The sequence below is a fragment of the Salinisphaera orenii subsp. halophila YIM 95161 genome, assembly GCF_003732545.1.
In the GTDB taxonomy this organism is placed as follows: Bacteria; Pseudomonadota; Gammaproteobacteria; order Nevskiales; family Salinisphaeraceae; genus Salinisphaera; species Salinisphaera orenii_A.
The window spans coordinates 26,922-52,687 of the sequence record NZ_AYKF01000072.1 but is presented as its reverse complement, the minus strand read 5'-3'; the positions used below and the strand labels follow the sequence as shown (position 1 = coordinate 52,687).

The following is a 25,766-nucleotide window of genomic DNA, read 5'->3' as shown; positions in this document are numbered from 1 at the left end:
GCTCTGGCAATGGCTTTTCCAACCAGCATTCGAACCAGCGACGGATAATGAGCATGGTTCGACGGATGCGCCCAGGCGCGTCCGGACAGTGCGGCGTCAGCCGCACTGGCCCGAAGCGTGAGCGGCGCAGCCGCGAGTGATCCAGCCGGGCGCAGTCTTTCAGTGGGCTTTGAGGAGCAACGAAAAGAGCCGGGTTGGCGGAAACTCGTGGCTTGTTCGGAGGACGCGTCAGCGAGCGCGTCGGTGATGCGTCGTCGAGACCGGCTGTCGCGACGGCCGCGCGGCTTGCCACGGCGCTTCCCGGCGCTGAACCCGTCGCGTTGGCAAATACTCTCTTCCTCACGGTGCGGGGTGCGCTTGGCCTGGGGGCATGATGCGAAGCGCTGGTCGTGAGCGCATCGGCCGGGCATCGATTCGGTGGCCTTGCAACGGGCCACGGTCAAGCGCTGGATATCGACGCGACGATCGCGATCCGCGCCCGAATCCGCGGCGTTTAGAGCCGTCCGATCGCCGGCGCCGGCGGGAAGACTCGGCGACGGTGACACCTGTCTGCCCATCCGTTCGGATCCAGCGTGCCTTGCGCTGCGGGTTCCGGGCTCCCGTCTCGTGCTGCGACGACAGCCGCAGGAACGACCTGAGCGGTAGGGCGCGTCCGGATCCGCCGTATGGCGCAAGTTCTTGGGCAGGGCCGTGCACCGTTTGGTATAACGCGGCGCGATTCGGCGCCCGCCATCATGTCGGGCATACGTCAGTGATGCCGGAAGGTTGGCATCGTGCGCGAAGATGGCTAGAATACGCCGCCTGTCGCGCAGCAGTGCGACAGCGCGCGGACAGATGTCGATGGTGGGCGTAGCTCAGTTGGTAGAGCCCCGGATTGTGATTCCGGTCGTCGTGGGTTCGAGTCCCATCGTCCACCCCATCTCTGTGCGAGAAGGACATCGCTTGTCCTTGACGGTCGGGCCGCTAGCTCAATGGTAGAGCAGTTGACTCTTAATCAATTGGTTCGAGGTTCGAGTCCTCGGCGGCCCACCATTTTCCCGCCCGATTGCCGCTCGGCCGCCGCCCTGCGGTTGAATGCGTGTCGCTTGATCCCATCTCCCGGGTGTATCGGATCAAGGAGTCACGCATGGAAACGCTGGATCTCGACGGCAACGGTCTGACGGCGTCGCGCATCGGCCTGGGCACCTGGGCGATCGGCGGCTGGATGTGGGGTGGCACCGATGAGGCCGAATCCATCCGCACCATTCAGAGCGCGCCCGATCACGGCGTCACGCTGATCGATACCGCGCCGGTCTACGGTTTCGGCGCCTCCGAGGAACTGGTCGGCAAGGCCGTGAAGCAGGGCGGCATGCGCGATCGAGTCGTGCTCGCGACCAAATGCGCGCTGGAATGGGACGCCGAGGAGCGCGTCGCGCGCAACGCCAGCCGCAAGCGCATCGTCAAGGAGGCCGAGGATTCCCTGCGTCGGCTGCAGACCGACGTCATCGATCTGCTGCAGGTGCACTGGCCCGACCCGCAGGTGGACGTGCGCGAGACCGCGGAAGCCATGGCGGAGTTGCGCGAAGCCGGCAAGATCCGCGCGATCGGTGTCTCGAATTTCTCGCCCGAGCAGCTGGATGCGTTCCGCGAGATCGCGCCGGTGGATGTCGCGCAGAATCCCTACAATCTGTTCGAGCGCCAGATCGACGCCGACGTGCTGCCGTGGATCCGCGAACACGACACCCGACTGCTCGCCTACGGGGCGCTGTGCCGCGGCCTGCTGTCGGGGCGCATGCACGCCGATCGCGAGTTCCCGGGCGATGACCTGCGCAATGCCGATCCGAAGTTCGAGCAGCCGCGCTTCGGTCAGTATCTCGCCGCGGTCGACGCGCTCGAGACCTTCGCCCAGGAGCAGTTCGGCAAGCATGTGCTGGAACTGGCCATCCGCTGGGTGCTCGATCAGTACCCGCGGAGCGTGGCCCTGTGGGGCGCGCGCCAGCCCGCGCAGCTCGATCCGGTCGACGGCGTCTGGGACTGGCATGTGGACGACGATGCCCGCGGCGAGATCGAGCGCATCGTGAACACGCATGTGACCGATCCGGTGGGGCCAGAATTCATGGCACCGCCGACGCGCGGGTGATGGCCCGGAATAATGGCCTTCCCCACGCTTGATATACTCGTAGGTTGATCGACGCGCGCGCCGCCGCCGTCCGGTCGGCTTGATTCAACGCAGATACTGGATAATTCGAGGTAATTGATGGACGTTTCCGTAGAAAACCCCGGTGGCCTGGCCCGTCGGCTCAAGGTGCAGATCCCGGCGGAGCGCGTGACCGAGGCCGTCGACGCCAAGGTCCGGCGCGTGGGCGAACACGCCAAGATCCCGGGTTTTCGTCCGGGCAAGGTGCCGACTAAGGTGCTGTATCAGCGCTATGGGGCGCAGGCGCGCCAGGAAGCCGCCGGCGAACTCGTGCAGAGCGTCTATCCCGAAGCCATCGAGCAGAGCGAGCTCAAGCCTGCCGGCCAGCCGCAGATCGAACTCGGCGAGGTCAAGGAGCACGAGCCGCTCGAGTTCACCGCGACCTTCGACGTCTATCCCGAAATCGAACTCAAGGGCCTGGACGATATCGCGGTCGAAAAGCCCGTGGCCGAAGTCACGGATGCCGACGTCGACAAGACGATCGAACGCATCCGTGATCAGAACAAGACCTGGGAGAGCGTCGAGCGCGAATCCCGTGACGGCGATCAGGCCGTGGTCGACTACGTCGGCCGGATCGACGGCGAGGCGTTCGAGGGCGGCTCGGGCGAGGATATCGAGGTCAATCTCGGCGAGCAGCAGTTCCTGCCGGATCTCGAACGCGCGCTGGTCGGGTGCAAGGCCGGCGAGGAATTCGACGTCGACGTGAGCTTCCCCGACGACTACGGGGCCAAGGATCTGGCCGGCAAGACCGCCAATTTCGAGGTCACCGTCAAGGACATCAAGGAGCCCAAGCCGGCCGAGATCGATGAGGCCTTCCTGCAGCAGATGGGCATCGAAGAGGGCGGCGTGGACGAGCTCAAGTCCAAGGTCCGCGAGTCGCTGGAGCAGGAGGCGCGCCACGCCGCCGACACGCGCGTGAAGACCCAGACCATGGACGCGCTGCACGGCGCCAATCCGATCGACGTACCCGAGTCCATGGTGGCGCAGGAGATCGAGCGCATGCGCAAGGAGGCCATGCAGCGGATGCCGCAGGAGATGCAGCAGGACGAGGAGCAGGCCAAGCAGCTGCTGCCCGACGAAGCGCTGCGCGAGCAGGCCGAACGCCGCGTGGCCCTGGGTCTGCTGATCGCCGAGGTCATCTCCGAAAAGGAGCTGGAACTCGATCAGGAGCGCGTCAACGCCAAGATGGAAGAGGTGGCCGCCGGTTACGGCGACCAGGCCGAGCAGGTCAAGCAGTACTATCAGCAGAATCCGCAGCTGATGCAGGGCCTGCAGGCCATGGTCATGGAAGAGCAGGTCATCGACAAGCTGCTGGAGGGCGCGACCGTGACCGAAAAGACGGTCGAGCTCGACGAACTACTCAACGCCAATCGCGAGGACGGCTAACCGCCGCGCGATCGAGGAAGCAACGGTTATGGCAGATCGCAACGACGACAACATGCCGGCCCAGAATCTGGGCCTCATCCCCATGGTCATCGAGCAGACCGCCCGCGGCGAGCGCTCGTTCGACATCTATTCGCGCCTGCTCAAGGAGCGCGTCATCTTCGTGGTCGGTCCCATCGACGACCACATGGCCAATCTGATTGTCGCGCAGCTGCTGTTCCTGGAGTCCGACAATCCGGACAAGGACATCCAGCTCTACATCAACTCGCCCGGCGGCGTGATCACGGCCGGGATGTCGATCTACGACACCATGCAGTTCATCAAGCCGGACGTGGCCACGATGTGTCTCGGCCAGGCCGCGAGCATGGGCGCGGTGCTGCTGGCCGGCGGCGCGCAGGGCAAGCGCTACGGCCTGCCCAACTCCCGCGTGATGATCCATCAGCCGCTGGGTGGCTTCCAGGGTCAGGCCACAGACATCGAGATCCACGCGCGCGAGATCCTGCATGCGCGCGAGCGTCTCAACGAGGTGCTGGCGCATCACACCGGCCAGCCGCTCGACCGGATCAAGCGCGACACCGAGCGCGACTACTTCATGAGCGCGAAGGACGCCACCGAATACGGCGTCATGGACGATGTGCTCACCTCGCGTGCGGCGCTTGCGGAGAAGTCGAAGTAGTCACACGCCGTTCATTCGGCACGCCCGCGGCCCGGCCGATGTTCGATCGGCCGCGCCGCGGCGCGATGCGGGTTTGACGGTTGAAACTTCGTGACAAGCGTTCGCGCGATATGCCATACAGGGTATATCGACCGCCTGTTTTTTGAGAGGTCCCAGACCATGGCAGAAGAATCCAACGGCAACAGCGGCTCCAACGGCAACTCGGGGCGCACGCTCTACTGCTCCTTCTGCGGCAAGTCCGAACACGAGGTGCGCAAGCTGATTGCCGGCCCGTCGGTATTCATCTGCGACGAGTGCGTCGATCTGTGTAACGACATCATGCGCGAGGAGCTTGCGAGCAAGCCGGCCAAGCAGGGCCTGCCGAGCCCGCAGGAGATCCGGCGCGTGCTCGACGACTACGTCATCGGCCAGGAGCCGGCCAAGAAGATTCTGGCCGTCGCCGTGTACAACCATTACAAGCGCCTGAACGCCGAGGCCGCCGAGGACGACGTCGAGCTGCAGAAGTCCAACATCCTGATGATCGGACCGACCGGCTGCGGCAAGACGCTGCTGGCCGAAACCCTGGCCCGGCTGCTGGACGTGCCCTTCGCGATCGCCGACGCCACCACGCTCACGGAAGCGGGCTACGTCGGTGAGGACGTCGAGAACATCATCCAGAAGCTGCTGCAGAAGTGTGACTACGATGTCGACAAGGCCCAGCGCGGCATCGTCTACATCGACGAGATCGACAAGATCTCGCGCAAGTCGGAGAACCCGTCTATCACCCGCGACGTGTCGGGCGAGGGCGTGCAGCAGGCCCTGCTCAAGCTGATCGAGGGCACCACGGCCTCGATCCCGCCGCAGGGCGGGCGCAAGCACCCGCAGCAGGAGTTCCTGCAGGTCGATACCTCGGGCATCCTGTTCATCGTCGGCGGCGCGTTCGCCGGCCTGGATCAGACGATCCAGACCCGCGAAGGGCGCTCCGGCATCGGCTTCTCGGCCGAGGTCAAGGGCGCGTCCGAAAAACGCTCGCTGGGCGAGATGCTGGCCACCGTGGAGCCCGAGGATCTGGTCAAGTACGGGCTGATTCCCGAGTTCGTCGGTCGGCTGCCGGTCGTGGCCACGCTCGAAGAGCTGGACGAGACCGCGCTCATCTCGATTCTGCGCGAGCCCAAGAACGCGCTGACCAAGCAGTATGCGAAGCTCTTCGAGATGGAGAACTGCGAGCTCGAGCTGCGCGAGGATGCGCTCCGGGCGATCGCACACCGCGCGATGGAACGCAAGACCGGCGCCCGCGGCCTGCGCACGATCCTGGAATCGATCCTGCTCGACGTGATGTACGAACTGCCGGCGATGGAGAACGTCTCCAAGGTGGTCGTCGACGAGGCGGTGGTCAAAGGCGATGCTCAGCCCTATATCGTCTACGAGAACGCCGACGCCAGCCGCGCGGGGGCGTGACCCGAAGGCCCGGTCGCGGCCGGGCGGCGCCGGCGTCGATTGAAATCGGCCCCGGCGCCCGCATTTTTCAAGCAAATTCACAGGGGCCGGCGCAATGCCGGCCGCTTTTTACGCGAGGCTTCCAATGGCAGAGAATGCCCAGGTGCCGGTTCTTCCGTTGCGGGACGTCGTTGTCTTCCCGCACATGGCCATTCCCCTGTTCGTCGGCCGCGAGAAATCGATCAACGCCCTCGAGGCGGCCATGGCCGAGGACAAGAAGATCCTCCTGGTCGCGCAGAAGGCCGCAGACATCGACGACCCGGGCGCCGACGATATCTACGAAGTCGGCACGCTCGCGTCCATCCTGCAGCTCTTGAAGCTGCCGGACGGCACGGTGAAGGTGCTGGTCGAAGGCGCCGACCGCGCCCGTCTGTCCGGTCTCGAAGAGCACGAGGGCAGCCTCGCGGCCGGTTACGCGATCATCGAGGATGCCGAAGAGGACAACGCCGAAATCGACGCGCTCATGCGCTCGGCGGTGTCGACCTTCGAATCGTACGTGAAGCTCAACAAGAAAGTGCCGGCGGAACTGCTGCCGTCGCTTTCCAGCATGGACTCGCCCGGCCGGCTGGCCGACACCATCGCCGCCCATCTCAACCTCAAGCTCGACGAGCGCCAGGACGTGCTCGAGATCGCCGATGCCCAGTCCCGGCTCGAGCACGTCGTGGCCAAGACCGACGCCGAGATCGAGGTGCTGCAGATCGAGAAGAAGATCCGCGGCCGCGTGAAGCAGCAGATGGAGAAGTCTCAGCGCGAGTACTACCTCAACGAGCAGATGAAGGCCATCCAGAAGGAACTGGGCGAGATCGACGACGCGCCCAACGATCTGGATGAACTCGAGGACAAGATCGAGAAGGCCGGCATGCCCAAGGAGGTGAAGAAGAAGGTCACCAACGAGTTCAACAAGCTCAAGAGCATGTCGCCGATGTCGGCCGAGGCGACGGTGGTGCGCAACTATCTCGACTGGATGGTCGACATCCCGTGGAAGAAGCGCAGCCGCACCAAGATCGACCTCGCCAAGGCGCAGGAGACGCTCGACACCGACCACTACGGCCTCGAGCGGATCAAAGAGCGCATCATCGAGAATCTCGCGGTGCAGAGCCGCGTCAAGAAGATCAAGGGGCCGATCCTGTGCCTGGTCGGCCCGCCGGGCGTGGGCAAGACCTCGCTGGGGCGCTCGATCGCGCGCGCGACCAATCGCGAGTTCGTGCGCATGAGCCTGGGCGGCGTGCGCGACGAGGCCGAGATCCGCGGCCACCGGCGCACCTACATCGGCTCGCTGCCGGGCAAGATCATCCAGAACATGGCCAAGGTCGGCGTGCGCAACCCGCTGTTCCTGCTCGACGAGGTCGACAAGATGGCGATGGATTTCCGGGGCGACCCGGCGTCTGCGCTGCTCGAAGTCCTGGATCCGGAGCAGAACAACACCTTCGGCGATCATTACCTGGAGGTCGACTACGATCTGTCGCAGGTGATGTTCGTGTGCACGGCCAACACCATGAACATCCCTGAGCCGCTGCTCGACCGCATGGAGGTCATCCGGCTGTCGGGCTACACCGAGGACGAGAAGGTCAATATCGGCGAGCGCTACCTGCTGCCGAAGGCGATGAAGGAGAACGGGCTGAAGGACTCGGAACTGTCCGTCTCCGACAACGCCCTGACCGACATCATCCGCCGCTACACGCGCGAGGCCGGTGTGCGTAATCTCGAGCGCGACATCAGCAAGATCTGCCGCAAGGTGGTCAAGGAACTGATCAGCGAAGAGAAGCAGGGCACCGCGCAGGTGACCAAGCGCAACCTGGACAAGTATCTGGGCGTGCCGAAGTATCGCTACGGTCGCGCGGAGGAGCAGGACAGCGTCGGCCAGGCGACCGGTCTGGCTTGGACCGAGGTCGGCGGCGAACTGTTGTCGATCGAGTCCGCGGTCGTGCCGGGCAAGGGCAAGCCCCTGCACACCGGCTCGCTCGGCGACGTCATGCAGGAGTCGATCCAGGCAGCGCTCACGGTCATCCGCTCGCGCGTGACGGCGCTCGGCATCGAGCGCGACTTCATGCAGAAGGTCGACATGCACGTCCACGTGCCCGAGGGCGCGACGCCCAAGGACGGGCCCAGTGCGGGCATCGGGATGTGCACGGCCATGGTTTCGGCCCTGACCCAGATTCCGGTCCGGGCGGACGTCGCCATGACCGGCGAGATCACGCTGCGGGGCGACGTGCTGCCGATCGGCGGGCTCAAGGAGAAGCTGCTGGCGGCGCATCGCGGCGGCATCAAAATCGTGGTCATTCCGCACGAGAACACGAAGGATCTGGCCGAGATTCCGGCCAACATCAAGAACCGGCTGGATATCCGGCCGGTCCGCAAGATCGACGAAGTGCTCGAGATCGCGCTGACGCGTCAGCCTCAGCCGCTGGCCGAGGACAGTGCCGGAGCGGAGACGACGGGCAAGAACGATCCGGCGGGCGTGCGTGCGCACTGATCACCACCGGGCCGGAGGATGCGCGAGCCGGCGAAAGCCTTTGTTGACGCTGCAAAGAGGCGCTTGGTATAACAGCCGCTTATGCTCGCACCGCCCGGCTTGATCATGGCGGCGCGGGTGCGCATGGTCGGCGATGCATTCGCGATCGAGCGTTGCTTGAAGGCCCGGTCCCGCGGGTTCAAAATCGTATTCACTCCTCAGGGGATTTAGTTATGAACAAAACCGAACTTGTCGATGCGGTCGCCGCCGATGCGGACCTGTCGAAGGCGGACGCCTCCCGGGCCGTAGACGCCATGATCGATTCGGTCACCGATGCACTGAAGAAGGGCGACAAGGTATCGCTGGTCGGCTTTGGCGTGTTCTCCGTGCGCGAGCGGGCCGCCCGTCAGGGCCGCAACCCGAAGACCGGTCAGTCGATCACGATCCCTTCCGGAAAAACTCCTGGCTTCAAGGCTGGTAAAGCACTCAAAGACGCTGTAAACTAGCGCGCCTTCGCTGGGTGAACGGCGAAAGCCGACACGCCGGGCAGGGTGCTTAGCTCAGTTGGTAGAGCGTCGCCCTTACAAGGCGAATGTCGGCGGTTCGAATCCGTCAGCACCCACCAAAAAAAAAGTTTTCGGAGCGGTAGTTCAGCTGGTTAGAATGCCGGCCTGTCACGCCGGAGGTCGCGGGTTCGAGTCCCGTCCGCTCCGCCATACGATGGATGCCGATCGGAACGATCGGTACATATCGAGAAAAGGGCGCACTTCGGGCGCCCTTTTTTTATGCGTGCAACCACTGCGTGATGCAGTCGAAGGCTGCCGCGCGAACGCCCATGCGGCACAATGGGCGGCCGGTACCGGCCCAACGGCCGCACCGGTCATCGCATTCAAGGACTGAGGGACGCGGGAGCGAGACCAATGCTGCAGAGAATTCGCGACAACGCGAGCGGACCGCTTGCCTATGTGGTGGTGGCGATCATCGCGGTGGTTTTCGGTGTCTGGGGCATCGGTTCCTATTTCACGCCGTCGTCGGACCCGGTGGTGGCCAGCGTCGGCGGCACCGACATCACGCGCTATCAGCTCCAGCAATCCTACAATCAGCGGTACCAGCGCCTGCGCGAGGCGATGGGCGATAACTTCGACGCCGACATGTTCCCGCCGGAGCAACTGCGCCGCACGGTTCTGCAGGGCCTCATCAACGAAGCGGTACTCACGCAGTACGCCGACGAGGCCGGCTATCGCGTGACCGACGCGCGTCTGCTGGCGGCCCTGCGCAGCAACGAGCAGTTCCAGGTCGACGGCCAGTTCTCGCCCGAGCGCTATCGCCGTCTGCTTTCACAGGCGGGTATGCCGGCCGGGCGCTACGAGGCGCGTCTGCGCGAGGATCTCAAGAGCCAGCAGCTGCGCCGTGACGTGACCACGAGTGCCTTCGCTTCGCCGGCCGAGGTCGATCAGGCCTATCGTCTGGTGAACCAGGAACGCCGCGTGCGCTATCTCGCCTACGATGCCCAGCGCTATATCGACGAGGTCGATGTCAGCGATGCCGAGCTCGAGTCGTACTACGAGGATCATGCGGACCAGTTCCAGCGGCCCGAGCGTGTGAAGCTCTCCTATGTGTCGCTGTCCCGCAGCAATGCCGCGGCCGGCGATGCCGCCCCGGACGAGGCGGCCCTGCGCGAACTCTATGAGCAGAACGAGGCTCAGTTCGGCGAGCCGGAGCGGCGCAGCGGGGCGCAGGTGCGCGTGCCGATCGAGGGCGACGGCGGCGCGGCGCGCGATCGCATTCAGGAGCTCGCCTCGACGGTGCAGGACGGTGATCTGGAGACGGCCGCCGGATCGGTGGACGGGGCCGAATACAGCCGCATTGACGGCGCTGCACGCGAGGATCTGCCCGACGCCGTCGCCGAAGCGCTGTTCGATCTCGACACCGGCGAGACGTCGACTCCAGTGCGCGGTGAGCAGGCCTGGTATCTGCTGCGCGTCGGCGACGTCACCGAGGCGAGCACGCCGTCGTTCGACGATCCGCAGGTCCAGTCCCAGCTGAAGTCGATCGCATCCGCGCAGCGCGAGGTCACGGCCTACAGCGACAAGAGCGATCGGATGGAGACGCTGGCCTACGAGGCGCCGAACGACCTGGAAACGCTGGCCGACGAGCTGAATCTCGAGATCCAGGAAACCGGCTGGATCACCCGCGAGGGGGGTGACGGCATCGGCCAGTACGATGCGATCCGCAAGGCCGCTTTCTCGGATTCGGTGCTGCAGGACGAACTCAACAGTACGCCGATGCAGCTCGGCTCGGACCGTCGCGTGGTGCTGCGGGTCGAGTCGCACGAGGCGGCCGAGCGTCGCCCCCTCGACGAGGTGAGCGACACCGTGCGCGAGCGCGTGGCGCAGCAGAAGGCCGAGGACCGCGCACGCGAGGCGGCACGCGAGGCGATGAGCGCCCTCGAGGCGGGCGAATCGCTGGACTCGCTGACCGGCGAGAACGGGCCGACGCTCGAGTCGCCCGGTTTCATCCGCCGTTCCGACCGCGAGGTCGATCCGCGCGTGCGCGAGGCCGCCTTCGGCCTGCCGAGCCCGGAGAACGAAACGCGGCGTCTCGACGTGACCGCGACTGCCGACGGCCGGGTCGCCCTGGTTGTGGTCGACGGCGTGCGGGCCCGCGAGGACAGCGCCACGCCGCGCGAGCAGTTCGCCGATCAGCAGCGCCAGTACGTGGCACGCCAGGAATACGGCGCGCTGAACGCATATCTGCGTGATCAGGCCGACGTCGAGATCGACGAGAATCGCATCGACTGAACGAAAAAAAGGCGGCCGGGTCGCCCCGGCCGCCGTGTCCGCGTCTGCGCCCCGAGCGGCGGTCTAGTCGTCGGACTCAGCACCCGGGGTCATGCCCATGATCCGGTATCCGGCGTCCACATAGAGCACTTCGCCGGTGATGCCCGAAGCCAGATCCGAGGCGAGAAAGGCCGCGGCGTTGCCGACTTCGGTCTGGGTGACGTTGCGCTGCAGGGGGGAGCCGGCCGCGGCGTGGCTCAGCATGGAGCGAAAGCCGCGGATGCCCGCCGCGGCCAGCGTCTTGATCGGACCGGCCGAGATCGCGTTGGCGCGAATGCCGCGTGGTCCGAGGTCGTAGGCGATGAAACGCATGCTCGACTCGAGGCTGGCCTTGGCCGGACCCATGATGTTGTAGCCCGGCATGGCGCGGTCGGCGCCGAGATAGGTGAGGGTGATCAGCGAGGCGTTGTCCGACAACATGCCGCGCCCGGCCTTGGCCAGCGCCGCGAAGCTGTAGGCGCTGATGTCGTGCGAGACGTGGGCGGCCTCGCGCGTCAGGCTGTCGAGGTAACCGCCGGCCAGCGCTTCGCGCGGCGCATAGCCGATGGCATGAACCAGAACATCGAGCTGATCCCAGTGTTGGCCGAGCTGCTCGAACAGCCCGTCGATCTGCTCGTCCTCGGCGACGTCCAGCGGCAGTACGATATCGGTGCCGAGCGCGGCGCCCATCTTCTCCACGCGCGCCTTGAGTTTGTCGCCCTGATAAGTGAGCGCGAGTTCCGCGCCCTGGTCGCGCATCGCCTGGGCGATGCCGTACGCGATCGAGCGCTCACTGGCCAGACCGGTGATCAGCGCCTTCTTGCCGTCTAGAAATCCCATGTCGTCTCCTCGAATGCCTCTGCCGTGGGAAGGCCGTGCTAGCCGGACACGGCCGGCTGCAGCCGTAACCGCTGGCCGGGCTGAATGGTGCTGTTGGAACTCATGTCGTTCAAGCTGCGCAGCGTGGTCACCTGCATCGAGAAACGACTCGCGATGGACCAGAGCGAATCGCCGGACTCGACTTCGTAGAAATCCGGCAGCGGCGCGGGCCCGTCGACGGCCAGCTCACGGCCGGGCTCCAGTTTCCCACCCGGCTCCAGCCGATTCCAGCGCCGCAGATCGGCGATGGCGACGTCGTTGGCGTCGGCGATCGACCACAGCGACTCGCCGCGTTGCACGACATGCGTGGTCGGCGCCGGCGGTGTCGCGGCGCCCGGAATCGTGAGCGAAGCGCCCGGCCGGAGCGTGTCCACGTCGGCGTTGGCACGCCGCAGCGCCTCGACCGCCACGTTGTAGCGCTGCGCGATCTCCCAGAGCGTATCGCCCGACTGGACCACGTAGCGCCGGGTCGGCTCCGCCGGGGGCGCCTTGCCGTCCCGCGGGATTCGCAGCGTCTGCCCCGCGCGGATACGATCGCCGGCCAGATTGTTGGCCTGACGCAGGGCCGAAACGCTCACGCCGTAGGCGTTGGCGATCCGGCCCAGGATTTCGCCGCGGCGCACGGTGTGGGTGCGGCGGTGGACCAATTCGGAGGGTTCGGCGTCGGCGAGCTGCCGGCTGAAGGCGGCCGCCTTGTCCGCGGGTACCAGCAGTGTGCGCCCGCCGTCCGGCGTGCTCGCCCAGCGGCGCATCCCGGGGTTCAGGCGCCGCAGCGCGGCCTCGGACATGTCCAGCATGTCGGCGGCGACCGCGAGCTCGATCTGCTTCGATAGCGCCACCGCACGGGTGCGGGCTTCGTTGTCCAGCGACGGCCAGGTCATCCCGAAGCGGCGCGGGGAGACGAGAATGCGCCGTATGGCGAGCAGCTTGGGCACGTATTCCGTGGTCTCGCGCGGCAGTTCCAGATGCCAGTAGTCGGCCGGTATGCCCTCGGCGGCGGCGCGCTCGAGGGCCGCGTCGACGCGCCCGGGCCCGGCATTGTAGGCGGCCAGCGCCAGCAGCCAGTCACCGTCGTAGCGCGATACCAGCATCTCGAGGTAGTCGAGCGCAGCGTCGGTGGAGGCGATGACGTCGTTGCGGCCGTCGTACCACCAGTCGCGCGCCAGGCCGACGTGGTCCGCGGTCCCCGGCATGAACTGCCACAGGCCGCTGGCGCCGACATAGGAGCGGGCGGCGGCGTTGTAGCCGCTCTCGACGATGGGCAGCAGCGCCAGCTCGCCCGGCAGGTCGCGCGCGTCGACTTCGCGGACGACATGCCAGAGGTAGGGTTGGGCCCGTTCCAGCGAGGCGTCCACATGTCCTTGATGCGTGGCGTAGTACTGCGTCCACTCCCGCACCTCGCGACGCTGTGCGTGCGGGTCGAGGCTCAGTTCGTCGCGCACCTGCGCCCACAGATCCACGGACGGATCGCGCCAGGATTGCGGCTCGTAGTCCTCGCGCGCCACCGACGTTTCGGCGGGCGCGTCCGTGTTCTGCGTCGGCTCGGGCGAAGGCCGTGCGATGGACGAGTCTGATGACGGGGTGGTGCGAGTCGATTCGGGTGGTTCGGTGGCGCAGCCGGCGATCAGCAGCGCGAGGACCGCGGCTGCGCCGGCGTGGCGACGGCGCCTAAGAGGCATTCTTCCATTCGCGCAGCGTGGCGAAAATCTCGGCCGGGTCGGTCAGATCGCGACCGGCGCGTTCGCTGGCAGCGGCGATCACCGCCGGCTTGTCCCAGCGTAAGAACGGATTGGTTTCGAACTCTTCGGCCAGGGAGCCGGGCAGGCTCGGCCGGTCGTCATCCCGCAGGGCCGTGACGGCCGCCACGGCGTCGATGATCGCCGTGTTGTCCGGCTCCACCATGCGGGCGAAGGCGAGATTCTTCTGCGTGTATTCGTGTCCGGCATAGACCCGAGTATCCGCCGGCAGTGCCCGCAGCGTGGCCAGCGACGCCTGCATCTGCGCGGCCGTGCCCTCGAACACGCGGCCGCAGCCGCCGCGGAACAGGGTGTCGCCGGCCAGCAGCTCGCCCGGCGCGAGATAGGCGATGTGACCCAGGGTATGGCCCGGCACGTCGAAGACCTCGAATTCGGTGTCGAGGCAGTCGAGGCTGAAGCGGTCGCCCCCGGCCAGCGGATGCGTCAGCCGCTGGATGGTCGCCGCCTCCGCGCGCGGCCCGTAGACCGGGGCGTCGTGCTCGGTGAGCAGCGCATCGAGGCCGCCGATGTGATCGCCGTGGTGATGCGTGATCAGGTAGGCGCCCACGCGTTTGCCCTGTTCGGCCAGAAAACGCTGCACCGGCGCGGCCTCGCCGGGATCGACGATCACGACGCGGTCGTCCCCCTCGCGGCCGAGAATCCACACGTAGTTGTCGGACAGTGCCGATAGCGGTTTAATGTCGATCATCGGAAGATGTTGCCAACGGCCTGAGCCAAAATCAATTGTTACGCTTTCTACCTGCACGATACACGGAATCGCGGGACTGGCTCGAGACCCCGAGAGCGCGTCTTTTCCTGCAGTACGAGCAGCGACTCCTGCGTGAGCTGCTGCCAAGGCTCACCGGGTATCGCTGCGTTCAGGTCGGCCGCTGGGGCATCGATCGCGCCCTGCTCGATCATGCCGGTACGCTTCGCCAGTGGCGGCTCGCCTGGTCGGCGGGCCCGGATGCCGATGCCGTGTTCGACGGCCGGCATCTGCCACTGGCCTCCGGCAGCGTCGATGCGCTCGTGCTGGCACACAGCCTGGAGCAGGTCGCGGCCCCGCATGCGCTACTGCGTGAATGCGCGCGAGTACTGAGCGCGCGCGGCCAGTTGATCGTGCTCGTGTTCAATCCGTGGTCGCTCTGGGCGCTGTGGCAGGGCATGCCCGGACGGCGCACACCGCGCTTCACGCCGTGCGCACCGCCGCCGAGCGCCGGCCGGCTGTTCGACTGGCTGCGGCTGCTCGAGTTCGAGCCGGATCTGCTCTGGCGCTACGGCCTCGGCTTTCCGTTGTTCGGTGGTCGTTATGCCGTCGGCAGCGGCAAGCGCTGGCTGGAGCCGCTGGCATGCGCCGCGCAGGCGTACGCCGTACTGGCGCGACGGCAGGTGGTGTCGCGCAACCGGGAGCACGGGCGAACCGCACGCAGCCGGGCCGCAGCGCCCGCCGCCTTGGCGCGCACCGGCACCGGTGGGCTACCATATCGACGATGACGAAAACGGTTGTGATCTATACGGACGGCGCCTGCCGCGGTAATCCCGGCCCCGGCGGCTGGGGCGCGCTGCTGAGCTGCGACGGGCGCACGCGCGAACTGTTCGGCGGCGAGCGCGAGACCACCAACAACCGGATGGAGCTCACCGCCGCCATCGAGGCATTGTCCGCGCTCAAGCGCGGCTGCCGGGTGGAGCTGCACACCGATTCCACCTACGTGCGTCAGGGCATCATGTCGTGGCTGGCCAACTGGAAGCGCAACGGCTGGAAGACCGCGGCGAAGAAACCCGTCAAGAACGCCGATCTGTGGCGGGCCCTCGACGCCGCCTGCGAACGCCACGAGATCGAGTGGCACTGGGTCAAGGGACACAGCGGCAACGACGGCAACGAAGCCGCGGATGCGCTCGCCAACCGCGGTATCGACGAACTGCCGCGCGCGGGCGGCTGATCGCCGGCCACAGGCCAGGAGAAACCGAGCATGCGTCAGATCGTGCTGGACACCGAAACCACCGGCCTCGAGCCGGCCCAGGGCCACCGCATCATCGAGATCGGCTGCGTGGAGCTGGCCGATCGCCGGCTGACGGGCAACGACCTGCATCTGTACATCCACCCGGATCGCGATATCGATCAGGGCGCGATCGACGTGCACGGCATCACGCTCGAGTTTCTAGACGACAAGCCGCGCTTTCACGAGATCGCGGAAACCCTGACCGATTACCTGGCCGGGGCCGAGCTGATCATTCACAACGCGCCCTTCGATCTGGCCTTTCTCAACCACGAGCTCCGTCTGGTCGACGCCGGGCATACCGCGCTCGAGGAGCGGCAGTCGGTGATCGATACCCTGGTGGAGGCCCGCCAGGCCTATCCCGGCCAGCGCAACAGCCTGGATGCCTTGTGCAAGCGCTTCGAGATCGATAACTCGAACCGCGAACTGCACGGTGCGCTGCTCGACGCCCAGCTGCTGGCGGACGTGTATCTGTCGATGACCGGCGGTCAGATCGACATCGCCCTTGCCGCGGAATCGGAGGCCGGGGCGGCGGCCGTGGCGACCGCGGGTCTGGCCGAGCACCTGGCCGGCGCCGGCCGCCGCCCGCGTGTGACGCGCGCCAGTGAGGCGGAGCAGGCGGCCCACCGGCGCTATCTGGAGATGCTGTCCGAGGCCAGTGGCCAGCCCTGTCTCTGGCAGGCGATGGAAGCCGCGCAGACGAACGGCTGAGGGCGATCCCGCCCCCACGGCCCCGCTCGGTCGGTCGCGCCTCGATCGCGCCGAGAGGCCGCGGCAGGCTTCGATGGCGTCGATCCGGCCGGCGCGATGCTTGCACCGGCGTCGGGCGACGCTAGTAGTAAAGCGCCAGATAGACGATGAGCAGAATCGCCACCCAGAGCGCCATCCAGCCCGTGCTCCAGGTACGCGAGAGTACCCCGGTCGCCCCGTAGCGCACGCGCAGCCGCGTCATGGCGGTGTCCGCAAGCGAGCCGGCGCCGGCTCTGAAGCGGCGGTTGGCGGTCTGGAACAGCCGTTCGCCGACATGACCCAGCGCCGGCAGAACGCGACGATAGAGCCAGTCCGTGTCCAGATGGACCGCGCGCATCGGGCGCGGGTACAGCCCCGCCCGCCAGGCCAGCCAGAACGCCAGCCCGGAGAAGGCGAGCAGCTGCATCTGGGTCACCACGTGATCGACCGTGTAGGGCTGATAGTCCACGGGGTAGGGCAGGATCGAATACAGCAGCCCGGGCGCCAGGCCGAGCGCGATGCAGGCCGTCGCGGTCAGGCCCATGGCGATCTGCATGTTGCGCGGCGCGGGATCGGCCTTGATCTGGTCGTTCGGCGCGAAGAAGGCGAAGTAGGGGATCTTGATCCCGACATAGAGCAGCGCGCCGGCCGAAGCGGCGGTCAGCGTCACCCAGGTGCCGGCCCATTTCTCCTCGGCCACGGCGGACAGGATGAGCGACTTGCTCACGAACCCCGCCATCAGCGGGAAGGCGCTGATCGAGGCCGCGCCGATGACGCAGAACGCGGCCGTCCAGGGCATCTGACGGGCCAGCCCGCCGAGTTCGGTCGCCCGGACGTGCCCGGTCTGATGCAGTACCGCCCCGATCGACATGAACAGCAGCGCCTTGTACAGGATGTGGGTCACGGCATGGGCCGCGGCGCCGTTGATCGCCAGTTCGGTGCCGATCCCCACGGCCACCACCATGAAACCCAGCTGCACGTTGAGGCTGTAGGAGAGCACGCGGCGCAGATCGTTGGCGAGCATGGCATAGACGATCGGGAAGATCGTCATCACCGCGCCGATCGGAATGAGTAGCTCGGTGCCCGCGTAGCCGCGTGCGAGCGCGTAGATGGCCATCTTGGTGGTGAAGGCCGACAGCACCACCGTGCCGGTCGGGCTAGCCGACGGGTAGGCGTCCTGCAGCCAGTTGTGCAGCAGGGGGAAGGCGGCCTTGATGCCAAAGGCGAACAGAATCAGCCAGCTGCCCGGTGCGTCGAGGCCGAGGTGGGTGAAGGCGACGTCTCCCGTGGCGTGAATGTGGATCGCGGCGCCGCCCATCAGGAACAGGCCGGAGCCGGTCTGCACCAGCAGATAGCGCCGGGCCACGATCATCGCGTCGCGCAGGCCGCGGATGACCAGCAGCAGCGCCGAGGCGATCGCGGTCACCTCCCAGAACATGAACAACGTGATCAGATCGCCCGCCAGCACCGCCCCGATGGCCGAACCGGCATAGATCAGCGCCGCGGCCGGCTCCAGCCGGCTGCGCGTGTGCCACATGTAGACACCCGCCAGAAAGGCGGCGATGTGGAAGATCACGCCGAACGTGAACGCGAGCCCGTCGACCCGCAGCGGCGTGAGGGTGTATTCCAGCAGCGCCATCTGCGTGGTGGTGCCCAGCGGAATCTGCCACAGCCACGCCAGCCCGGCGGCCGGGGCGCCGAGCAGCACCACCATGCGCGCGCGATAGGGCAGCAGGGGGATGATGCAGCCGGCGATGATCAGCAGCATGCCGGGATTGTTCAGCCATGCGGGCATGTCAGGTCCGATGCTCGTAATAGTCCTCGCCGCGGATGATCAGCCGTCGCAGGATGATCGCGGCCAGCACCAGCACGCAGCCGGTGACGAAGGCCAGCAGGGCGTGGAACGCCGGCAGCTCGGCGAATCCGAACTTGGCGTGCGGGTGAATGAACAGGCTCGGTACCAGCGTCAGGGCGCAGACCGCGTACAGCAGCCAGGCGGCGCGCCGACGCGCCGGCGTGCTCGGGCGGCGCAACGACTGCGGATTGCGTTCGATCAGCATGACCAACCTCGAATCACTGGGGCGCCCACGGCGAGAGCAGCGCCGTGAACGGCAGGGGATACAGGAACCAGACGATGCAGCCGGCTGCCGTGATCGACAGCGGGATCACGCAGGCCCAGGGTGCCTCCTGCCAGTTGCGCGGCGTGTCCGGGCGTGGATTGTGGAAGAACGCGCGGGTCGGAATCTCGAGCAGATAGACGATGTTGAGCAGCGAGCTCAGCGACAGCACCAGAATGATCGCGATGTGGCCCGCGTCCGCGGCGCCCTCCATCAGATACCACTTGCTCCAGATCCCGCCCATCGGCGGGATGCCGATCAGCGACAGCGAGGCGATGAAGAACGCCGAGAAGGTGATCGGCATCGCATAGCCGAGGCCGTCGAGGTCGCTGACGTTCTTGCGATGCGTGGCGGTGTAGATGGCGCCGGCACAGAAGAACAGCGTGATCTTGGCGAAGGCGTGCATGGCGATGTGCATGGAGCCGCCGAGAATGCCCAGGCTCGAGGCCATGGTGGCGCCGAGCACGATGTAGGACAGCTGGCTGACGGTGGAATACGCCAGCCTTGCCTTGAGATTGTCCTTCGTCATCGCGATCAGCGAGGCGCCCAGCACCGTGATCGTGGCGATCCACATCATCGGCTGCGAGGCGCCGGTCTCGGCGAGGAAGTCGACGCCGAAGACATACACCGTCAGCTTGAGCACGATGAACACGCCGGCCTTGACCACGGCCACGGCGTGCAGCAGCGCGGAGACCGGGGTGGGGGCGACCATCGCCGCCGGCAGCCAGCGGTGAAACGGCATCAGCGCTGCCTTGCCGGTCCCGTACAGGAACAGCGCATACAGCAGTCCGGCTCCGAGCGCGCCCAGGCCCGAGCCGGCCATCAACCCGCCGTCGGTGAAGGTGATGCTGCCGGTGAGCAGCCACGTGGCCACGGTCGCCGGCAGGAAGAAGCCGATCGAGGTCGTGAGCAGGATGCCGAGATACACTCGCCCGCCGTCGCGAGACTCGGCGTCGCCGTGGTGGGTGACCAGCGGATAGGTCGACAGCGTGAGCATCTCGTAGAAGATGAACAGCGTCATCAGATTGCCCGCGAAGGCGATGCCGATGGCCGCCGAGATCGCCAGCGCGAAGCAGACGAAGAAACGCGTCTGCGCATGTTCGGCGTTGCCGCGCATGTAGCCGGCGGCGTAGACGGTGGTCAGCGACCACAGCCCCGAGGCGATCATCGCGAACAGCAGGCCGATCGGCTCCAGCGTGAAGGTCAGGCTGGCGCCGGGCAGGATCTCGAACAGGGTGAAGCTGGGCCGCGCGCCGGCCGTGACGTCGCCGATGAAACCGGCGATTCCGGCCAGCAGCGCGAGTGCGGTGGCCACGCTCACGCCCTCGCGCAGGTTCGGCCAGCGGCCGCTGACGGCGACCACGAGACTCATCACGGCCGGCAGCGCGACCAGCAGGGGAAGCCAGAGCGCGGTCATGCCCCGCTCCCGAGCAGCCCGGCTGCCGCGCGTTCGGCGGTTTCCACCAGCGGCGAGGCGTACAGGCCGAGTGCCACGCTCGCGCCGACCAGCACCCACGTGGCGGCCACCATCGACACCGGCGCTTCGGCGGTCTTGCCGTCATTATCGGCGGGATCGCGGAAATACAGGGCCTCGACCACGCGCCCGATGTAGATGACCGACAGCAGCGAGCTGACCAGAATGGCCGCCGCCAGGCCGTAGTGCGCGTCCTCCATGACCGCCTCGAGCAGGAGCCACTTGCTGATGAAGCCGCCGGTGGCGGGCACCCCGATCAGGGCGAGTCCGGCGACCACGAAGGCCGCCGCGGTCAGGGGCATGCGCCGGCCGAGACCGGCCACGTCGTTGATCGAGATCGCGCGCATGCGCCAGAACAGCGCGCCGGCCACCATGAACAGCGCGCCCTTGATGATGCCGTGATTGACGATGTGGGCAAGTGCGGCGGTCAGGCCGGTGGCGCTGGCCATCGACAGTCCGAGCACGATGTAGCCCATCTGGGCCACGCTCGACCAGGCCAGCAGCCGCTTGACATCGGTCTGGAAGATCGCCGCCACCGATCCCGAAAGCATCGCCACGACGGCCAGCACCATCAGTACCTCGCCCAGCGGCAGCTGACCGAAGGCGTAGGCCGCGCCGAAGACCGTGAACAGGAACCGGATCAGTGCGTAGACCGCGACCTTGGTGGCGGTCGCGGCGATGAACGCGCTGACCGCCGAGGGCGCGTAGGTGTAGGCGTTGGGCAGCCAGATGTGCAGCGGAAACAGGGCGAACTTCAGGCTTAGGCCGATCACGATGAACGCCAGGCCCGCCTCGACCGTGCGCGTGTCCGAGACCGCGGGCAGGCGATCGGCGATGTCGGCCATGTTCAGGCTGCCGGTCATCATGTAGAGGAAACCGATGCCGATCAGCAGGAAGGTGCCGCCGATCGTACCCATGATCAGATACTGGAACGCCGACAGCAGCGCCCGCCGCTTCGCCCCCATCGCGATCAGACTGTAGGAGGACAGGGACGAGATCTCGAGAAAGACGAACAGGTTGAACGCGTCGCCCGTGATGCTGATGCCGAGCAGCCCGCAGAGGCAGAGCAGCAGCGCGGCATAGAACAGGTAGGCCCGCTCGCGTGGGATCTCGGCGGCGATGCTCGCGCGCGCATAGATCGAGGCGATCGCGGCGATGCCCGTCACCAGCAGGACGACGAGCATGTTCAGCGCGTCCAGCCGCAGCTCGATGCCGAACGGCGGCGGCCAGCCGCCCAGGACGTAGCTGATCGGGCCGCCGATGCGGACCTGCACGAACAGCAGGAAGGCGATCGCGAAGCAGGCCCAGGAGGTCAGCGCATAGATGAACCAGCTCGGCGCCGCACGGTGGACGATCACGCACACGGGCGCCGCCAGCAGCGGCAGCACCACGAGCAGCACCGGCATCTGGGAGAGAAACTGCGTGATCACGTGCGCTCGTCCCCGTGGCCGTCGGCCGCGCGTTCGCCGCCGGCCCGGTGGCCGTCATCGGCATCGTCGCGGGCGCCGGCTTGCTGTCGTGCCTCGGCCGACCGCTGCCGGGCGCGCTCGGTCGCCGCCTCGCTGTCCTGGGTTTCGAAATCCGCGGCCAGAACGTCGTCCTCCTCGATCGAGCCGTAGGCCTCGTGGATGCGCACGACCAACGCGAGGCCGAGGGCCATGGTCGCCACCCCGACCACGATGGCGGTGAGGATCAGCACGTGCGGCAGGGGGTGGGCGTAGACAGCCTCGTCGCCTTCGGTGAGGATCGGCGCCGTCGACCCCGCGATCTTGCCCATGCTGATATAGAAGATGAACACCGAGGTCTGGAACAGGTTCAGGCCGATCAGCTTCTTCACCAGGTTGTCGTGCGAGATGACGATGTAGAAGCCGATCATCATCAGCACGATGACGATCCAGTAGTTGAACAGGCCGAAGAACGCGTCGGCGATCGTGGCCAGGCTCATGACTGCTCCCGCCGCCGGCCGCGGCCGGCAAAGACGTAGAAGACGCTGGTGATCACCGAACTTACGGTCAGACCGACGCCGAACTCGACCAGCAACAGGCCGTAGTGCTGACCGTGAACGGCGTCGTGGGCGAGATAATCGTAGTCGAGGAAATTGCCGCCGCTAAGCATGGCGTAGACGCCGGTGCCCGCGTACAGCAGCACGCCCAGGGCGCCGATCACGCGCAGCACGCCCGGCGGCACCGCCCGGCGGGCCTCGGCCAGACCGAAGATCAGGGCGTAGAGAATGATCGCCGCCGCGAATATCACGCCGGCCTGGAAGCCGCCGCCGGGGCTGTAGTCGCCGTGGAACTGCACGTAGAGCGCGAAGATGAGAATCGGCGCGATGAGCAGCTTCACCACGACGCGCAGGACGGTGTGCTCGCGCATCAGGGCTCCTTGTCGTCGTCGTGGCGGCCGCGGCGGCTCACGCCCAGCAGCATGAGCACGCCCACCCCGGCCGTGAGCACCACGGTCACCTCGCCGAGGGTGTCGTAGCCGCGGTAGCTGGCCAGCACGGCGGTGACGGCGTTGGGCACGTCGATCTCCTCGCGAACCGTCTCCAGATAGCGCTCGCGCAGCGGATGCTCCTGAACGGGGGTGTCCGCGGCGCCGAAGTGGGGCATGTCGAGGCTGGCGTAGAACAGCGCCGCGCCCGTGAGCCCGGTCACCACCAGGCCGATGGCCGTGCGCGATCGCGGCACCGACTTTTCCCGCGCCCGGGTCAGGCCGAAGGTCGCCAGGAACAGGACCGTCATCACGCCGGCGCCCACGGCGGCTTCCGTGAGGGCGACGTCGACGGCGTCGAGCAACTGGAACAGGCTGGCCGAGAGCAGGCTGTACAGGCCGGTCAGCATCGCCACCGGAAACAGATTGCGAACCCGCGCGATCGCCAGGCCGGTGATCGCCAGAAAACTCAGCAGCAGGATATTGAGCACGATATCGACAGTCACGGCTCGATCTCCTTGTGCCGACGACGATCGTGGTCGAGCTGGGGGTGCACCCCGTCATGCAGCGCCGCCCGCGCCAGCGCGTGGGTGGCGGTCGGGCTGGTGATGATCAGAAAGACCATGATGAACACCAGCTTCGCGGTGACCAGCGTCAGGCCGGCCTGGAGCATCAGGCCGGCGAGCATGAGGGCCATGCCGGCCGTATCGGTGATCGAGGCCGCATGCATGCGGGTGTAGAAGTCGGGCATGCGGAGGATGCCGATGCCGCCGATGACGCTGAACACGGCGCCGCCCGCCAGCAGCACCCAGCTCGCCATGTCGATGAGGGCCGTCATGCGATCTCCGTCGCCGCGCGTGCTCGCCGGGGGCTATACATCGGGTTCGTCCTTGCTGGCTTCGTCCCAGCCCAGGTCGCCGTACTGCATGAACTTGAGCACGGCGATCGTCCCGGTGAAGTTGATCAGGGCGTAGACGAGCCCGAGGTCGAGAAATTCCGGCCGGCCGTTGAGGAAGCCGAGCACGGACACGAACAGCACGGTTTTCGTGCCGAACAGATTCAGCGCCAGTATGCGGTCGTAGGCCGACGGCCCGAGCAGCGCCCGGATGAGGATGAGCAGCATGGTCACGGCCACGCCGATGATCGCGGCAAGAAACACGGGTTCAACCCCCGTCGTGGCTGTGGTCGTGGCGTACGCCGCCGCGCCGCTCGAATGCCTGTACCCGTCGATCCATGTCGCCTTCCTCGATGTCTTTGGCGTTGACGTCGGTCAGGGCATGCACCTCGGCCAGGCCGTCACGCAGCCCCACGGTCACCGTGCCGGGCGTGAGCGTGACCGAATTGGCGTAGATCGTACGGCCCAGATCGGTGGCCGGACCGACGCGGCGCGTGGTCATGGTCGGCGATATCGAACGGCCCGGCGACAGGATGCGGCGCGCCACGTCCCAGTTGGATTTGGCGATCTCCCAGCCCAGCCAGGCGATATACACCGGCGCGTGCGCCAGCAGATGCAGCGGCACGGTTTCGTTGTCCACGATCCGCATCCGCCAGCAGATCCAGGCCGTCAGCAGACAGGATCCGGTGCCGAAGGCGTAGAACAGCGGCGAGTAGTGGCCCGACAGAAGCAGCCAGAGGGCTGCCAGGCCCACGATCAACCCGAGCAGGTAGCGCACGTCGCCCCCGGAAGCAGTGCCAACCGAGAGGTTACAAAGCGGGGTTCACCCCGTCAATCCGAGCGTTCGCCGGCGCGGGCGGCCAGGCGCTTGCGCCGGCGGTGTGCGAGCCAGGCGATGATGGCGCTGGCCACGAGCAGACCGGCCGATATGAGCAGCTGCCGCGAGTCGATGAGCTGTTCCGGCGAGAACGACTGCTGCGCCAGCAGCTCCGGCAGATTGACCGTCGCCCCGAAGCTCACGAAGGTGATCATCGGCGGCAGCATGCCGACGATGCTGGCCAGGGCGTAGGGCAGCCAGGGGACCCGCAGCAGGCCGCAGGCGTAGTTCACCAAGTCGAAGGGCAGAAACGAGGCGCGCAGCACGACCGTGGTCGGAAACGCCTGCTCGACCAGCAGTCGGCGGAAGGCGGCGATGCGCGGATTGCGGGCCTCGCGCATGTCGCCTTCGCGCCGGAAGAAGCGCGCCAGCGCATAGGCGATGTTGGCCGACAGGTTCTCGCCGATCAGGGCGTAGATCAGGCCCGGCAGGAAACCGAACAGGCTGCCGGCCGCGATGGTCAGCCACATCGCAGGGAAAAAGGTGAACGAGCGCAGGCTGTAGATGATGATGTAGACGATGGGGGCGATCGGATTGTCGACCACATAGTCGTAGACGAGACCCGTGATCTCGCGTATCGACAGCCCCTGGGCGTAGATCCAGCCGGCCGCCGCCGCGAGTGCCAGCCCCCAGATCAGCCCGGCGACGATGCGGACGTTGCGGCCCCGCGTCGCGGCGCTCATGGCTTGCACGCGCTGGCGGTGATCAGGCGGAAATACGGCGGCTGCGGCTCGCGTGCACGTTCGGCGCAATCGGCCACCGAAAGCTCCGATTCGCGCAGCCAGGCCGCGATCTGCTCGACCTCGAAGCCGAGGTTGACGTGATCGTAGGCGGCGACGGTCGCCTCGTGGTCGTGCCGGGCGATGGTCGCCACGATCAGGCGGCCGCCGGAACGCAGCACCCGCGCGCTTTCGGCCAGCACCGCCTCCGGTGTCCGCGTGTAGCTCAGTGCGTGCAGCACGAACACCTGATCGAAGGCGTTGGACTCGAAGGGCAGGGCATGCATGTCACCGTTCTTGTAGAAGATGTTGTCCTGACTGCTCAGGCGGCTGCGCGCCGCTTCGAGCACCCGTGTGCTGATGTCCAGGCAGGTCACGCTGTGCGCGCGCCGGCACAGCAGCTCGGCGAGCACGCCGTCGCCGGAGGCCACATCCAGCACGTCGCCGAGGTCCAGCAGTTCGATGAGCGAACGGCTCATGGCCTCCCACGTGCGTCCGGGGGAATACTGGCGCTCCATGCGTCCGGCCACCGACTCCGCCCAGCCCCCGCGCGTGCTGCGCCGGCGCACGATCTCCGCGGCCCGCTCGCGGTCGCGGTGGACGCGGGTATCGTCGAGCTGGTCGATCAGCGCGCCCCACAGCGGCTGGATGTCGCGCTGCCAGCGGGCGGTGTCCACGGCGTAGTAGTTGGCGTTGCCCGCGGCGCGGTCCTGTACCAGGCCGGCCTCGCGCAGACGCCCGAGGTGGCTGGATACGCGGCTCTGGATGAGGCCGGTGACGGCCGTCAGCTCCGCGACCGTCAGGGGTTCGTCGATCAACAGCAGGAGCAGCCGCAGCCGGGTGGGTTCGGCGAGCAGTCGCAGTATCTGGGTGCTGGCGGCGAGGTCGAGCATGCAGGTTCGAAACGAGAAACCGACGCGCCGGCCCTCGG

At 66.9% G+C, this 25,766-nt stretch carries 25 protein-coding genes, 4 tRNA genes and 1 pseudogene; 14 read left to right on the top strand and 16 right to left on the bottom strand.

Annotated elements, in window-relative coordinates; translation table 11 throughout:
- Nucleotides 1-292 (bottom strand): hypothetical protein (locus SAHL_RS17995; protein ID WP_221177874.1); only part of this gene is annotated, 292 nt, incomplete at its 3' end.
- Between the two features lie 551 nt (nt 293-843).
- On the opposite strand from SAHL_RS17995, the gene SAHL_RS07200 reads away from it, so the two are divergent.
- The 11 genes from SAHL_RS07200 to SAHL_RS07150 all read left to right on the top strand — a co-directional run bounded on the left by SAHL_RS07200 (nt 844) and on the right by SAHL_RS07150 (nt 10,964).
- A tRNA-His gene (locus SAHL_RS07200) sits at nt 844-919 on the top strand.
- Between the two features lie 38 nt (nt 920-957).
- Nucleotides 958-1,032, top strand: a tRNA-Lys gene (locus SAHL_RS07195).
- A 94-nt stretch (nt 1,033-1,126) separates the two neighbouring features.
- Nucleotides 1,127-2,119, top strand: a complete 993-nt coding sequence (locus SAHL_RS07190) for an aldo/keto reductase (RefSeq protein WP_123590724.1) — start codon at nt 1,127-1,129, stop codon at nt 2,117-2,119.
- A 117-nt stretch (nt 2,120-2,236) separates the two neighbouring features.
- Entirely contained in the window at nt 2,237-3,562 is a 1,326-nt protein-coding gene (gene tig / locus SAHL_RS07185; protein WP_123590723.1) for a trigger factor, read from the top strand.
- A gap of 28 nt (nt 3,563-3,590) precedes the next feature.
- The gene (gene clpP / locus SAHL_RS07180; RefSeq protein WP_123590722.1) at nt 3,591-4,235 is read left to right on the top strand and encodes an ATP-dependent Clp endopeptidase proteolytic subunit ClpP; all 645 of its coding nucleotides are present in this window, start codon (nt 3,591-3,593) and stop codon (nt 4,233-4,235) included.
- Nucleotides 4,236-4,394: 159 nt separating this feature from the next.
- The gene (gene clpX, locus SAHL_RS07175; RefSeq protein ID WP_123590721.1) at nt 4,395-5,672 is read left to right on the top strand and encodes an ATP-dependent Clp protease ATP-binding subunit ClpX; all 1,278 of its coding nucleotides are present in this window, start codon (nt 4,395-4,397) and stop codon (nt 5,670-5,672) included.
- A gap of 124 nt (nt 5,673-5,796) precedes the next feature.
- Nucleotides 5,797-8,184, top strand: coding sequence for an endopeptidase La (lon, locus tag SAHL_RS07170; protein WP_184947483.1), 2,388 nt, complete (start codon nt 5,797-5,799; stop codon nt 8,182-8,184).
- 212 nt (nt 8,185-8,396) lie between these two features.
- On the top strand, nt 8,397-8,669 hold the full coding sequence (locus SAHL_RS07165) for an HU family DNA-binding protein (RefSeq protein WP_123590719.1): 273 nt from the start codon (nt 8,397-8,399) through the stop codon (nt 8,667-8,669).
- 43 nt (nt 8,670-8,712) lie between these two features.
- Nucleotides 8,713-8,788, top strand: a tRNA-Val gene (locus tag SAHL_RS07160).
- Nucleotides 8,789-8,802: 14 nt separating this feature from the next.
- A tRNA-Asp gene (locus tag SAHL_RS07155) sits at nt 8,803-8,879 on the top strand.
- 204 nt (nt 8,880-9,083) lie between these two features.
- Nucleotides 9,084-10,964 (top strand): SurA N-terminal domain-containing protein, encoded by a 1,881-nt coding sequence (locus tag SAHL_RS07150; protein ID WP_184947481.1) that lies wholly within the window; start codon nt 9,084-9,086, stop codon nt 10,962-10,964.
- 63 nt (nt 10,965-11,027) lie between these two features.
- Here the strand turns inward: SAHL_RS07150 and SAHL_RS07145 are convergent, their stop codons facing one another.
- The 3 genes from SAHL_RS07145 to gloB form a co-directional block, all read right to left on the bottom strand.
- The gene (locus tag SAHL_RS07145) at nt 11,028-11,822 is read right to left on the bottom strand and encodes an enoyl-ACP reductase FabI (protein WP_123590717.1); all 795 of its coding nucleotides are present in this window, start codon (nt 11,820-11,822) and stop codon (nt 11,028-11,030) included.
- A gap of 38 nt (nt 11,823-11,860) precedes the next feature.
- Complete coding sequence (locus tag SAHL_RS07140) at nt 11,861-13,366, bottom strand: LysM peptidoglycan-binding domain-containing protein (RefSeq protein WP_184947479.1); 1,506 nt, start codon at nt 13,364-13,366, stop codon at nt 11,861-11,863.
- Nucleotides 13,367-13,529: 163 nt separating this feature from the next.
- Entirely contained in the window at nt 13,530-14,306 is a 777-nt protein-coding gene (gene gloB / locus SAHL_RS07135; protein ID WP_123590715.1) for a hydroxyacylglutathione hydrolase, read from the bottom strand.
- Nucleotides 14,307-14,341: 35 nt separating this feature from the next.
- On the opposite strand from gloB, the gene SAHL_RS07130 reads away from it, so the two are divergent.
- Genes SAHL_RS07130 through dnaQ form a run of 3 tightly spaced genes read left to right on the top strand, consistent with a single transcriptional unit; the run spans nt 14,342 to nt 16,305 of the window.
- Nucleotides 14,342-15,091 carry a class I SAM-dependent methyltransferase gene (locus tag SAHL_RS07130; RefSeq protein ID WP_184947477.1) on the top strand — a complete coding sequence of 250 codons (750 nt, stop codon included), beginning with the start codon at nt 14,342-14,344 and terminating at the stop codon, nt 15,089-15,091.
- Nucleotides 15,088-15,537 (top strand): ribonuclease HI, encoded by a 450-nt coding sequence (gene rnhA, locus SAHL_RS07125; RefSeq protein WP_123590713.1) that lies wholly within the window; start codon nt 15,088-15,090, stop codon nt 15,535-15,537. The genes SAHL_RS07130 and rnhA overlap by 4 nt, the downstream gene beginning before the upstream one ends.
- Before the next feature lie 30 nt (nt 15,538-15,567).
- The gene (gene dnaQ / locus SAHL_RS07120) at nt 15,568-16,305 is read left to right on the top strand and encodes a DNA polymerase III subunit epsilon (RefSeq protein ID WP_123590712.1); all 738 of its coding nucleotides are present in this window, start codon (nt 15,568-15,570) and stop codon (nt 16,303-16,305) included.
- Between the two features lie 121 nt (nt 16,306-16,426).
- Here the strand turns inward: dnaQ and SAHL_RS07115 are convergent, their stop codons facing one another.
- The 12 genes and pseudogenes from SAHL_RS07115 to SAHL_RS07060 all read right to left on the bottom strand — a co-directional run bounded on the left by SAHL_RS07115 (nt 16,427) and on the right by SAHL_RS07060 (nt 25,728).
- The gene (locus SAHL_RS07115) at nt 16,427-18,118 is read right to left on the bottom strand and encodes a Na(+)/H(+) antiporter subunit D (RefSeq protein ID WP_245968434.1); all 1,692 of its coding nucleotides are present in this window, start codon (nt 18,116-18,118) and stop codon (nt 16,427-16,429) included.
- Between the two features lies 1 nt (nt 18,119).
- Nucleotides 18,120-18,383 (bottom strand): hypothetical protein, encoded by a 264-nt coding sequence (locus SAHL_RS07110; protein WP_123590711.1) that lies wholly within the window; start codon nt 18,381-18,383, stop codon nt 18,120-18,122.
- Between the two features lie 13 nt (nt 18,384-18,396).
- Nucleotides 18,397-19,857 carry a proton-conducting transporter transmembrane domain-containing protein gene (locus SAHL_RS07105; RefSeq protein ID WP_123590710.1) on the bottom strand — a complete coding sequence of 487 codons (1,461 nt, stop codon included), beginning with the start codon at nt 19,855-19,857 and terminating at the stop codon, nt 18,397-18,399.
- Entirely contained in the window at nt 19,854-21,320 is a 1,467-nt protein-coding gene (locus SAHL_RS07100) for a monovalent cation/H+ antiporter subunit D family protein (protein ID WP_123590729.1), read from the bottom strand. Before SAHL_RS07100 ends, SAHL_RS07105 begins: the two co-directional genes overlap by 4 nt.
- A gap of 158 nt (nt 21,321-21,478) precedes the next feature.
- Nucleotides 21,479-21,859: pseudogene (locus SAHL_RS07095) on the bottom strand (cation:proton antiporter subunit C); the annotation flags it as partial.
- Nucleotides 21,856-22,287 (bottom strand): Na(+)/H(+) antiporter subunit B, encoded by a 432-nt coding sequence (locus SAHL_RS07090; protein ID WP_123590708.1) that lies wholly within the window; start codon nt 22,285-22,287, stop codon nt 21,856-21,858. The pseudogene SAHL_RS07095 and the gene SAHL_RS07090, both read right to left, overlap by 4 nt.
- Nucleotides 22,287-22,850, bottom strand: coding sequence for a DUF4040 domain-containing protein (locus SAHL_RS07085; protein ID WP_184947475.1), 564 nt, complete (start codon nt 22,848-22,850; stop codon nt 22,287-22,289). Before SAHL_RS07085 ends, SAHL_RS07090 begins: the two co-directional genes overlap by 1 nt.
- Nucleotides 22,847-23,182 (bottom strand): monovalent cation/H(+) antiporter subunit G, encoded by a 336-nt coding sequence (gene mnhG / locus SAHL_RS07080; RefSeq protein ID WP_123590707.1) that lies wholly within the window; start codon nt 23,180-23,182, stop codon nt 22,847-22,849. Before mnhG ends, SAHL_RS07085 begins: the two co-directional genes overlap by 4 nt.
- A 33-nt stretch (nt 23,183-23,215) precedes the next feature.
- Nucleotides 23,216-23,503, bottom strand: coding sequence for an MrpF/PhaF family protein (locus tag SAHL_RS07075; protein ID WP_184947473.1), 288 nt, complete (start codon nt 23,501-23,503; stop codon nt 23,216-23,218).
- A gap of 4 nt (nt 23,504-23,507) precedes the next feature.
- On the bottom strand, nt 23,508-24,017 hold the full coding sequence (locus tag SAHL_RS07070; protein WP_123590706.1) for a Na+/H+ antiporter subunit E: 510 nt from the start codon (nt 24,015-24,017) through the stop codon (nt 23,508-23,510).
- Nucleotides 24,018-24,070: 53 nt separating this feature from the next.
- The gene (locus SAHL_RS07065) at nt 24,071-24,799 is read right to left on the bottom strand and encodes a TVP38/TMEM64 family protein (RefSeq protein WP_123590705.1); all 729 of its coding nucleotides are present in this window, start codon (nt 24,797-24,799) and stop codon (nt 24,071-24,073) included.
- Entirely contained in the window at nt 24,796-25,728 is a 933-nt protein-coding gene (locus tag SAHL_RS07060; RefSeq protein ID WP_123590704.1) for a metalloregulator ArsR/SmtB family transcription factor, read from the bottom strand. Before SAHL_RS07060 ends, SAHL_RS07065 begins: the two co-directional genes overlap by 4 nt.
- Between the last annotated feature and the right edge of the window lie 38 nt (nt 25,729-25,766).